Source organism: Chishuiella changwenlii (assembly GCF_900142565.1).
GTDB classification, from domain to species: domain Bacteria; phylum Bacteroidota; class Bacteroidia; order Flavobacteriales; family Weeksellaceae; genus Empedobacter; species Empedobacter changwenlii.
Window position 1 is genome coordinate 277,057 of the sequence record NZ_FRBH01000006.1, and the last position, 12,725, is coordinate 289,781.

Annotated in this window: 9 protein-coding genes; 6 read left to right on the forward strand and 3 right to left on the reverse strand. The window is 29.8% G+C overall.

Going from position 1 to position 12,725, the window contains the following annotated elements:
- Positions 1-2: 2 nt before the first annotated feature.
- From BUA86_RS09040 to BUA86_RS09065, 6 genes are all read left to right on the forward strand, one after another.
- Complete coding sequence (locus tag BUA86_RS09040) at positions 3-1,346, forward strand: glucoamylase family protein (RefSeq protein ID WP_072931929.1); 1,344 nt, start codon at positions 3-5, stop codon at positions 1,344-1,346.
- Between the two features lie 12 nt (positions 1,347-1,358).
- Positions 1,359-3,605 carry a beta-glucosidase BglX gene (gene bglX, locus BUA86_RS09045; protein ID WP_072931931.1) on the forward strand — a complete coding sequence of 749 codons (2,247 nt, stop codon included), beginning with the start codon at positions 1,359-1,361 and terminating at the stop codon, positions 3,603-3,605.
- 89 nt (positions 3,606-3,694) lie between these two features.
- Positions 3,695-4,534, forward strand: coding sequence for an endonuclease/exonuclease/phosphatase family protein (locus tag BUA86_RS09050; protein WP_072932058.1), 840 nt, complete (start codon positions 3,695-3,697; stop codon positions 4,532-4,534).
- 1 nt (position 4,535) lies between these two features.
- Positions 4,536-6,290, forward strand: a complete 1,755-nt coding sequence (locus BUA86_RS09055; protein WP_072931933.1) for a family 43 glycosylhydrolase — start codon at positions 4,536-4,538, stop codon at positions 6,288-6,290.
- Complete coding sequence (locus tag BUA86_RS09060) at positions 6,290-7,144, forward strand: carboxylesterase family protein (RefSeq protein ID WP_072931935.1); 855 nt, start codon at positions 6,290-6,292, stop codon at positions 7,142-7,144. Before BUA86_RS09055 ends, BUA86_RS09060 begins: the two co-directional genes overlap by 1 nt.
- A 111-nt stretch (positions 7,145-7,255) precedes the next feature.
- Positions 7,256-8,698 (forward strand): MFS transporter, encoded by a 1,443-nt coding sequence (locus BUA86_RS09065; RefSeq protein WP_072931937.1) that lies wholly within the window; start codon positions 7,256-7,258, stop codon positions 8,696-8,698.
- A gap of 160 nt (positions 8,699-8,858) precedes the next feature.
- Here BUA86_RS09065 and BUA86_RS09070 read toward each other — a convergent pair whose 3' ends face one another.
- From BUA86_RS09070 to BUA86_RS09080, 3 genes are all read right to left on the reverse strand, one after another.
- Entirely contained in the window at positions 8,859-10,415 is a 1,557-nt protein-coding gene (locus BUA86_RS09070; protein WP_072931946.1) for a M20/M25/M40 family metallo-hydrolase, read from the reverse strand.
- A gap of 119 nt (positions 10,416-10,534) precedes the next feature.
- On the reverse strand, positions 10,535-11,575 hold the full coding sequence (locus tag BUA86_RS09075) for a hypothetical protein (RefSeq protein WP_072931948.1): 1,041 nt from the start codon (positions 11,573-11,575) through the stop codon (positions 10,535-10,537).
- Between the two features lie 182 nt (positions 11,576-11,757).
- Positions 11,758-12,549 (reverse strand): S1/P1 nuclease, encoded by a 792-nt coding sequence (locus BUA86_RS09080; protein WP_072931950.1) that lies wholly within the window; start codon positions 12,547-12,549, stop codon positions 11,758-11,760.
- Positions 12,550-12,725 lie beyond the last annotated feature (176 nt).

Genomic DNA, 12,725 nt, shown 5'->3' on the forward strand with positions numbered 1-12,725 from the left:
AAATGATCAATTTAAATAAAATAGCAATTCTATCTTGCACTATGTTATGTAGTGCAAGTAGCTTTGCTCAAACAAAACAAGAAAATAAGCTTTTAGATAAAGTTCAGAAACAATCTATTCAATATTTTTGGGATTATGCTGAACCAAAATCTAAATTAGCGAGAGAACGTTTTCATCCAGATGGGAATTATCCAGAAAATGATGCTCATATTATTACAACAGGAGGTACAGGATTTGGATTAATGAGCTTAATAGTTGGGATAGATAGAAAATTTATTCCAAGAGAAGAAGCTGTAAACAGAATTTTAACTGGTTTAAAATTCTTAGAAAAAGCAGATCGTTTTCATGGTGCATGGCCACATTGGTTAAATGGAGAAACAGGAAAAGTAAAACCATTTAGTACGTATGATAATGGAGGAGATTTAGTAGAAACTGCATTTCTTGCTCAAGGTTTAATTTGTTTGAAAGAATATTTCAAAGATGGTAAAAATGAGAAAGAAATAGAGATTTCAAAATTAGCAGATCAACTTTGGAAAGGAATCGATTTTAATTTTTATACAAAAGGTGAAGATGTTTTATATTGGCATTGGTCGCCTAATTACGAATGGAAAATTAATTTCCCATTAAAAGGTTTTGATGAAACGTTGATTACTTACATTATTGCAGCGGCTTCACCAAACCATTCTATTTCTTCTGATGTTTATTACAAAGGTTGGACAAGAAATGGAGCAATAAAATCGACAGATTCAGTTTATGGAATTCCATTAGTTGTTAAACATAATGGGATAGATAAAAATGTAGGACCATTATTTTGGTCTCAATATTCTTTTATCGGATTAAATCCTACTCATTTGGTTGATGGTATTGGTGTAGATTATGGAAAAGTGGTAAAAAATCAAGCCAAAATTCATTATGTCTACAATCAAAATAAAACAGAATCTTTCAAAAATTATGAGAAAAATATGTGGGGATTAACTGCTAGTTATTCTTTTAATCCAGATGGTACAGATGGATACACAGCACATTCTCCTACAAACGATAGAGATATTATTACACCAACAGCTGCTTTATCTTCATTCCCTTACACACCAAAAGAATCAATGGATTTCTTAAAGTTTATTTATCAAAAACAGAATAAGAAATTAATAGGTGTTGCAGGACCATATGATGCTGTTGATTTAAAAAATGATAAAGTAATTACGAAATACTTAGCGATAGATCAAGGAACAATTACCCCAATGATAGAGAACTACCGTTCTGGATTATTATGGGATTTGTTTATGAAAAATGAAGATGTACAAAGAGGTCTAAAAAAATTGAACTTTACAACTAAAGCCTCACATTAAAACAATAAAAAAATGAAAAAATTAATTTATTCAATTGCTTTCTTAGGATTAGCTTTTAATGCTTATGCACAGAAAATAAAATTTGATAAAACAAAGTCTAAAACAGAATTTATTGATTATGTAATGAACCAAATGACTATAGAAGATAAAGTTGGTCAAATGGTACAGTATACATACGATGGAGGAGACGTAACAGGATCAGCAATCGATAAAAATTACATAAAATATACGAAACAAGGAATGATGGGGTCGATTTTTAATGCAACGACAACAGACATTACTAAAAAATTACAAAAAATTGCCGTAGAAGAAACACGTTTAGGTATTCCATTAATTTTTGGTTACGATGTTATTCACGGTTACGAAACAATATTCCCTATTCCATTAGGAGAAGCATCTTCTTGGGATTTAAAAGCAATCGAAAGATCGGCACAAATTGCTGCAGAAGAAACAGCTGCAGGAGGTGTTCATTGGACATTTGCACCTATGGTAGATATAGGTTTTGATCCTCGCTGGGGACGTGTTTCGGAAGGAGCAGGAGAAGATACATTCTTAGGAAGTAAAATAGCAATTGCTCGTGTTAATGGTTTTCAAGGTAAAAACTTACATGACTTAAATACTATTTTAGCGTGTACAAAACATTTTGCTGGTTATGCTTTAGCGCAAGCTGGACGTGATTATGGTTCGGTAGAAATCTCTGATCGTTTTTTAAGAGATTATGTTTTACCTCCATTTAAAGCAACTGTTGATGCAGGAGCAGCTTCTTTCATGACTTCTTTTAATGAAATTGGAGGAGTTCCATCTACAGCAAGTAAATATTTATACGATCAAATTCTTCGTAAAGAATGGAATTATGATGGTTTTGTTGTAACAGATTATACAGCTATTCAGGAATTAATTCCGCATGGGATTGCAAAAGATTTAGAAGAAGCAACTTTAAAATCTGTTGAAGCTGGTATCGAAATGGATATGATGAGTGGTGCTTTCTTAAATCATTTACCTAAATTGGTAAAAGAAGGAAAAGTAAAAGAAGATGTTATTGACACTGCTGTTCGTAGAATTTTAGCAGCTAAATATGATTTAGGTCTTTTTGAAGATCCTTACCGTTATTCTAATGCTAAGCGTGAGAAAGAAACAGTAATGAAAAAAGAGTTTTTAAATGAAGCTAGAGATATTGCACGCAAGTCAATGGTTTTATTAAAAAATGATAAACAAATCTTACCATTAAAAGAATCTCAGAAAGTTGCAGTAATTGGACCATTAGTAAAAGATGAGAAAAATATCATCGGAAACTGGGCTGCTCGTGGAGATCGTTTTGGAAAAGCTTGGTCTGTTTGGGAAGGTTTAAATGATGTTTTAGGTAAAAATGCAAAAATAACTTACGCACAAGGAACAGATATTAACACAACAAAAACAGATGGTTTCCAAGAAGCAATTAACATTGCAAAAAACTCTGATGTAATTGTTGCTGTAATGGGAGAGAATGAAGGTCAAACAGGTGAGGCAGCATCTCAAACAAATATAGATTTACCAGGAAATCAAAAAGAATTATTAAAAGAATTAAAAAAATTAGGTAAGCCAATTGTTTTAGTTTTAATGTCTGGTCGTCCAATGACAATTTCTTGGGAAAATGATAATATGGATGCTATTTTATATGCATGGTATCCTGGTACAATGGGAGGTTTAGCAATTACAGATGTTTTATATGGAAAATACAATCCATCTGCAAAAACGCCAATGACATTCCCTCGTTCAGTTGGTCAAATTCCAATTCATTACAACCAAAAAAATACAGGACGTCCTTATTTAGGTGATGTAGATGCGGAACAAAAATATAAATCTCGTTACACAGATTCTCCAAATACTCCATTATTCCCATTTGGTTACGGTTTAAGTTATACAACATTTGATTATAGTAATCTTAAGTTGAATAAATCGACAATGAAAAATGGAAAAGACGAAATTAAAGTTACTGTTAATGTTAAAAACACAGGAAACTATGATGGAGAAGAAGTTGTACAATTATATGTTCGCGATTTAGTAGGAAGTGTAACACGTCCTGTAAGAGAATTAAAAGGTTTTGAAAAAGTGATGATTAAGAAAGGTGAAACTAAAACAATCACATTCACTTTAACACCTAATGATTTAAAGTTTTATGACATTAACATGAAACATGTTGCAGAAGCTGGTGATTTTGATGTATTTGTTGGTACAAATTCTAACGCACCATTAAAAGCAAGTTTCACTTTAGTTGATTAAATTCCTCATATATAGAAATTTAATTTTTTATTTCTCAACCAAGTAAGCATTAAGTTGCTTACTTGGATTTATTTTTAAAAGAAAAAACAATGAAAAAATACCTTAGTTTAAGTTTGTTTTTAATGACAATAATGCTTGTTTTTGCTCAACAAAATTTGGCAGTAATGTCTTACAACATTCGTTTAGGTTCTGTAGACGATGGTGCAAACCATTGGAATATCAGAAAACAGAAATTAGTCGATTTAATAAAATATTATGATGCTGATTTTATAGGTGTTCAAGAAGCTCAAGTTCCACAATTAGAGTTTATCAAACAAAATAATCCTCAATTAGATTTTATTGGTTTACCACGTTCTGAAGATAATAATGCCGAATATTCAGCTATTTTTTATAAAAAGGATCAATATAAAATTTTAGAACAAAAAACATCTTGGTTATCAGAAACACCAGAAAAAGTTTCGAAAGGATGGGATGCAGCTTACAATAGAATTATTACGTACGGTTTATTTCAAGACAAGAAAACAAAGAAAACATTTTGGGTAATTAATACTCATTTTGATCATGTTGGTAAAATAGCTCGTCAAAAATCGTTAGAATTAATAGATCAATTGATTCAGGATTTAACGAAAAAGAAAAATGTTCCAACTTTTTTTATGGGAGATTTTAATATGAATCATGATGATGCTTCTGTAAAATATATTCAAAATAAATATTTAGATACTCGTTTAAATGCAGAATTAGTTTACGGGCCAAATTTTACATGGGAAGATTTTAAATTTAATGTAAAAGGAACAGAAATTTTAGATTATATCTTTTACAAGAAAAACGATAAAGTAACTTGTAAAAGTTTTAATACGATTGATGATTTTTACGACTTTAAATACCCATCTGATCACTTACCAATTTTAGCAAAATTTTTAATTCAATAAAATGAAAAAAAAGTTTCTTTTTTTAGCAGTTTTTGGAATGTTTTCTCATGTATTTGGGCAAAACAAAACGTATGCTAATCCGATGAATTTAGATTATGGTTATACACCAATTCCAGCATTTGCTACAAACGGGAAACATCGTGCTACAGCAGATCCGGTAATTGTAAATCATAAAGGTACTTACTATTTATTCTCAACCAATCAATGGGGATATTGGTGGAGTGACGATTTATCTGATTGGCATTTTGTAGAACGTAAATTTTTGCGAGATAAAAATAAAGTTTACGACGAATTGTGTGCGCCAGCTGTTCGCTCTATCGGAGACGATTTAGTTGTTATTGGTTCAACACATACAAAAGAGTTTACTTTATGGAAAAGCTCTGATCCTAAAAATAATAAATGGGAATCCTTAGTAGATGATTTTCAAGTTGGCGCTTGGGATCCTGATATTTTTTATGACGAAGACCAAGATAGAGTTTACATCTATTGGGGATCGAGTAATGTTTATCCATTATACGGACAAGAATTAGACAGAAAGACTTTTCAACCGATTGGAGAAAAAGTAGAATTAATTACTTTAAACGATCAAGAGCATGGTTGGGAAAGATTTGGAGAATACAATGATAATACATTCTTGCAACCTTTTATGGAAGGTGCATGGATGACGAAACATAATGGGAAATACTATTTACAGTATGGAGCACCCGGAACAGAATTTTCTGGATATGGAGATGGTGTTTATGTAAGTGATAAACCTCTAGGAGGTTTTCAATATCAATCGCATAATCCATTTTCATATAAACCGGGTGGTTTTATACGTGGAGCTGGACATGGAGCCACTTTTCAGGATAATTATAAAAACTGGTGGCATATAACGACAGGAATTATTTCTCTTAAAAATAACTTTGAACGTAGAAATGTTTTATTTCCTTCTGGATTCGATCAAGATGGAATTTTATATTCTAATACAGCTTACGGAGATTATCCCACATTTTTACCAAAAAAATCAGTTAATCACACCCAAAATAATACACCAGGCTGGATGTTATTAAATTTTAATAAACCAGTACAAGTTTCTTCTACATTGGGTGGATATAAAGCAAACTATTTAGTAGATGAAGATATAAAGACTTATTGGTCTGCAAAAACAGGAAATAAAGGGGAAAATATTATTTCAGATTTAGAAGATCAATTAACTATTCATGCTATTCAGATTAACTATGCCGATCAAGATGCAGAGTTCTTAGGAAAAACGATTGGTAAAAGTCATCAATATATCTTATATGGTTCTAACGACCTAAAGAAATGGTCGGTAATTACAGATAAATCAAAAAATACAAAAGATGTTCCACATGATTATATAGAGCTAGATAAGCCTGTAAAATATCGTTATGTGAAATTAGAAAACATTAAAATGCCTACAGGTAAATTTGCTATTTCTGGTTTAAGAATTTTTGGAAAAGGAAATGGAGAAGTTCCTAAAAATGTCGAAAATTTTATCGTACTTCGTACAGAGCCTAAAAAGAAAGGAGAGAGAAGAAGTGCTTGGTTAAAATGGAAACAAAATCCTGATGCTGATGGATATGTAATCTATTTTGGTAAAAAATCTGATAAATTATATGGTAGTATTATGGTATATAATAATACAGAATACTACTTTACTGGTATGGATTTTTCCGATGAATATTTTTTCCAAATAGAAGCCTTTAATGAAAATGGTATCAGTAAAAAATCATCAATAATAAATGTAAAATAATGAAATATATAACGTTAATACTTTTAGTTTTTGGTAGTTTTTCTTTTGGTCAGAAAACAGTTGTTTATGACAAAGAGAATAATTTAGCTTTTGATATTTATTATCCAAAAAATTATAGAAAAGATAAAATGTACAATGTATTTGCATGGGTACATGGAGGAGGTTTTTCTGGAGGAACTAGAGCAGATAAAGAAGAAGTAGCTCGTATGAAAGATGCACAAAATAGAGATTTTATCGCAATATCTATTTCATACAGATTATTAGCTAATACACCAGAAGGATTTGGTTGTGAGTTACCTAAAGATCAGAAATTAAATATTTTTAAAGAAGCTTCTTTTGATGTTTTGAAAGCATTAAGCTATATTCAAAATAATCAACCAGAATTAAGCATGACAATGAATAAATTTATTTTAGGAGGAAGTAGTGCAGGAGCAGAAGCTATATTAAATGCTTATTATTTGAGAAATTTATGGTTTGGGAATAAGTTTGATAATGTTATAGTACATGGTTTAGTAAGTTATGCAGGAGCAATTGTAGATAATCGTTTCGTAACTAAATCTAATATTATACCTACAGTTTATGTGCATGGATTAAGTGACGATGTTGTACCAGCTTATGATGCTCCACACAGAAGTTGTTTAGATAATCAACCAGGATTTTTTCCTTTAAATGGATCATATTCTTTAGATGCATTAAGTAGAAAGTATCAACAAGCTTCTTTGTCAATATTCTCTACATCTGGAAAACACGAATGGTCTGGGTTAAAACAAGAACATCTTAATCAAGTTTTTGATTTTATTAATCAATCAGTTATTAATTCAACAAAGAATAACATTCAAATTAATGTTAAATAGGGATTAATTTAAATTCTATTTTGAATAAAAAAGTATTTGCAAAATACACTTTAAATCGCCTATATTTAGCGAAAAAATAAGTAATTACTACAATAAACACAATTACAAAAAATGAGTCAAACACAAAAAACAAATTGGGGACAGTTCATTCCATTAGTTACAGTTTTCTTCTTCTGGGGATTTGTTGCAGCAAGTAATGATATTTTAATTCCTGTTTTCAAAAAAGCTTTCGATTTATCGCAAGGAGAAAGTCAATTAGTATCTTTAGCTTTTTACATCGCTTATACAGTAGGATCAATTATTTATATGATTGTTTCTGTTATTATGGGTAAAGATTTAGTGAATAAATTAGGTTACAAGAATAGTTTATCATTAGGTTTATTAGTTTCTGCTTTAGGAACATTATTATTTATTCCAGCAGTAAACTTGGAATCATTTCCTTTAATGTTATCTGGGTTATTTACAGTTGGTTTAGGATTTTCTTTACAACAAACAGTAGCAAATCCTTTGGCAATTGCTTTAGGAGATCCAAAAACAGGATCACAACGTTTAACATTAGCTGGAGGAATTAATAATTTTGGAACAACTATAGGTCCTTTAATTGTTGCTTATGCAATTTTTGGGAACGCAGAAAATGCAAGTTCTACATTAAGTATAGAGAGTGTTAAAATTCCATATTTATGTTTAGGATTAGCATTTTTACTTGTAGCAATTTTTCTTAAATTTTCTGCTTTACCAAGTCATCCAAAACAAGAAGAGGATACAATTGATGATTCAGTTGTTATAAAAGATAGATCTTCAGCTTTAAAATACCCACAATTAATCTTAGGAATGATTGCTATTTTCCTTTACGTTGGTGTTGAGGTTTCAACCGCTAGTAATTTACCAGATTATATGGAAAAAGAATTAGGGTTTTCAATTTCTCAAGTTGCACCGTATGTATCTCTTTACTGGGCAAGTATGATGATTGGTCGTTGGGGTGGAGCTGCAGAAGCTTTTGGTTTAGATAAAACAAAAACATTAATTCTTAAGTTTGTTGCGCCTTTCTTAGCATTTGGTGTTTTCTTATTTGTAAACCATCTTGCAGGTCACGATTTAAAACCTTTCTATTTCTATGCTGTTTTTATTTTATTACTAATTATAGCAGATATTTCTACAAAAGGAAATCCGGCACGAATGGTACTAACTTTTTCTATCTTAGGAATAATAGCTTTATTAATTGGTATGAATACAAGTGGAATAGTAAGTGTATATGCAATTACTAGTGTAGGATTATTCTGTAGTACTTTATGGCCAGGTATATTTGCTTTAGCTATAAAAGGATTAGGTAAAAATACATCTCAAGGAAGTAGTTTCTTAATCATGATGATTATGGGAGGTGGTGTCATGAGCTTTTTACAAGGATTATTAGCCGATGCAACTTCTATTCATTTAAGCTACATTGTTGGTGTTTTTTGTTTTTCATATTTAGCATTTTATGCTATTATATCACCAATTATTCTTAAAAATCAAGGAATAGATTTAAGTGAAGTAAAATCTGAAGGAGGACATTAAGACTTTCTAAATAAAGAATAATAAAAAAGCTGTTTTACAAAATGTAAAACAGCTTTTTTTGTATGGATAAATCTCGTTATAGAATAAGATATGAGGTGTTAGATTTGAGTAATTAGAAATCTAAATTTCACATCTCGAAATACAAATAACGATTCATTAATTATTTTAAATAATTTTCAGAATTTCTTTGAGGGCTTTTTACTTCTGGCCATTCAACAGTTTTTCCTTCTTTATCTGTTGGTAAAGCACGTTTTTCACGGTTTACTAAGTCTTTTTCTTGATCCGCCATCATAGTTAATGTAGCTGTTAAGATGGCATTGTTTTGTATTTCTTCAAAAACAATTTTGTCGTAAGTATCTTTGTTTGTGTGCCATGTATAGTTAAAATATCCCCAATGTAAAGAACTTAAACCAAATGCAGGAACTCCAGCAGCAATAAATGATGCGTGATCAGAACCACCACCACTTGGCATTCCAGGGAAATCTGTTTTTATTTCGCTACGAACAGAATTTGGTGTAGCAGCTAACCAACGTGTCATGTATTCGTAAGATTTCTCGAAACCACTTCCGTTAATATTTACAACACGACCAGTTCCATTATCTTGATTGAAAACTGCTTGTGTATTTTTGATAATTTCTGGGTGATCTTCCACAAAAGCACGAGAACCGTTTAAACCTTGTTCCTCACTTCCCCATAAACAAATAAGGATTGTTCTTTTATTATTTGGATATAATTTTTTGATAGTACGAATTGTTTCTAACATTGTAATTGTACCCGTTCCGTTATCTGTTGCACCTTGTGCTCCGTCCCACGAATCAAAATGAGCAGAAAGAATAATATATTCGTTAGGTTTTTCTTTTCCTTTTATTTCACCAACAATATTAAAAGTTTTTGCAGTTCCGTTGTGCTTAGATTCTGCATTTACAGTTAATTTAGGAGTTGTTCCACTTTCTGCTAAACGGTATAATAAACCATAATCTTCATTAGAAATATCTAACATTGGAATTTTTTTAGTTTTAGCACCAAAAATTCTGTTAGCACCCATAATTCCAGTCCAATTAGAAATAGCAACTGCAGCAGCACCATTTTGTTCTAAAACTTCTGGTAATGTATTGTTTGTATACCCCGTTAATTTTATTGAGTTCGCCCAAGCCTCAGCTTCGGCTTTTCTAGTCTCTGTTACTTTTTTGTATAATTCTTCTCTACCAAATTCTTTGTATTGATAATCTGAACGTCCATAACGTTGGTTTTGTGTTATTAATACAATTTTTCCTTTTACTTTTGGTAACCAAGCATCAAATTCTGCTTTTGTTTTAAATAAAGGCATTGCAACAACATCTGCAGTGAAGGCTTTTTTTGTTGCTGGCGACCATGCTAGTTGAGTAGCTTCTATAGATTTTAATCTTGGGTAAGTCATATCAACATGCGTTAAACCTCTTTCCCAAGCTTTCCAAGTTCCATATTCTTCTTTACGAGCATCAATACCCCAAGATTTTAATGTTTTAATAGCCCAATCTCCTGCCTGATCCATTTGTGGAGTTCCAACTAAACGTGGTCCAATACCATCAAGTAACTCAACAGACATTTTCTCTAATTGAGAATTAGTTTCTATTTCGTTAACAAAATTCTGAACTGTCGGATTTAATTTTTCTTGTGCATGAATAGCAATTGAAGATAATAATAAAGTAGAGTAGGTAAGTGTGTTAATTAATTTCATGAAACTTAAATTTTACAAATTGTCCCTAAATTAGCACAATTTGATAAATAAAAAAAGACATCTTTAAGATGTCTTGATATTAAATATGATTTTAAAATAAAAAATAGAAGTTTTATTAATTAATCTTCTAATTCTTCATTTAATCGTACAATTTTATTATTAAGTCTAACAAAAATTTTATCTCCATTGTAAGCATGTTGTTTTTTAGATTCTTCGTTTAAAGGATAAACGCTTACGGCTAAAACTGCAAAGTCTTCGTAATTGATAATATTTAAGCTAATGTTTTTGTATAGATATTTATCCTTAGAAAAAATGAAATTTAAAAGATGATAATAGTCCATTATATCATCGTCACACATTACACTTTCTACTAAATTCTCTGGATGATAGCCTATGAATAAAAAACCGCCTCTTTCATGTAATAAAGCATAAATATTTTTCTCAATTTCAACTAAACAATTTTCTTCTAAAAAGTTGACATAATCATACTTTTCAGAATTAGTTAAATGTTCGTAGATTAAATTATAAGATAAATTTTCATCATATAATTTATTAATAAATACTTGTTTAATAATATTATTCCATTGGAAAGGGGTGTCTAGAATTAAAAAGTTTTTCGGTTTTATTTTAAAGCTTGGTAAAAGCTCTTTTGACATAGGAACTTCTAGTTTACTTATCTTATAACCAGCATTCTTTAATAATTTATTTTCTAAAATTAAGTTATTTATTTGTAGAGTGTAGTTGATATCTTGAGGAGCTTTTAAATTGAAAATTTCATATTTCTTATCTTTTTTTAAGCCTTCAAAATCTTGGTTTAACTTAAATGATACGCTAATACCGTCAGGAAATAAATCTGTATTTGGAATAAATGCTATAGTTTCTTGATTAAATAATTTTAATTTTTCAAAATTATCTTCATTTGGTGTAGATATTTCAAGATTAGCTTGTTGAATAGCATTTTGATTAATTAAATTACTACTGATTTGTATTAAACCTTCGTTCGTAATAACTTCTAAATAATTTTCAATAAATCGAAAAGCTTGTTGTCGATTTTTTAAAGCATTATTTGTTTTAAATTCTGTTATCTGAAATTCATGATTCAGACTATTATATCTAGTCTTGACTTCATAAATAATTGATAATGAGTAAGTGTCCTTCATGATAGTTTAGTTATAGTTTGCACTAAATTACTAAATATTTGTTATAAAAAATATATTTTTAAGCATTTAACATTATTAATATCTCAATTTGATAATTACTATATAAAATTATTAAATTATAAAAAAACTCCTAAAAGTAATCTTTTAGGAGTCTATTTTATTATGAATTGATTTTCTTATTCTTATTTAAAAATATCATTTAAAACTGTCGCTAAATGTAAACCTCCTTTTAATAATTGACTTTCTACAATATATTTATTATCAAAATGGTAACGGTAACCTAATTTGTCATCCATTTTTACATTTCCATAAATATTGTTTGCAATAGTATATGATTCGTAAATCCAATCAGCATAAGTACCTTTTTGTAATTCTTTTACTTCATCTTTTGTTTTAATATCTAATAAATTAGAATATTCTGTATAAGAATAGTTTTCATAATCAACTAACTTAGAATCCCAAACAGTATGGATATTTACTTTATCTCTAAACCATTCTACTTTAATACGATTTCCTCCTAAATCATCTGGTCTACCAACATGTAAAGGTTGATGTGCATCACCCAAAATATGGATTAAGAAATATAAATCGTGTTGTTTTTGTTCTTTTGTAAGTGACTTGTTATTTTTTAATTCGTTAATTAAAAATAACCCTTTCTTGTACATGTTCTCTTCAGAAGTAGCTTCTAAAGCCGTGTTAAACTGTTCTCTGTTTAAGTTTCCAGGAATATTTACGTAATGATAAGAATCTGCATGTTTCCAAGAATCATCAGATTTTATAAAATCTGGCCAATTCGCCCAATAAGCTAATTTTTGAGGTCCAATAATTTTAGAAATTTCTTTTCTTGTTTTATTGTTAATGTGTTGTTCTGCTATTTGTGCAACAACGCGGTGTCCTGTTAATCCCCAAGCAAAAGCAGATGAAGATGCTAAGATAGAGCACAAAACCATTGCGCTACCGATTATTTTTTTCATTGTGTGAGTACGATTTATGCAAATATACTAATTATTGATACCCTAAAAAAGCTTTCTTAAATTAAGAAATTGTATCAAAATGATAAATAAATAATTTTTTTTCAAAAAAATATTTTTTAATGAACCCTCATTAATAGGCAGTTGTTCAAAAAATATTAAAAATATTTGTGAAAATT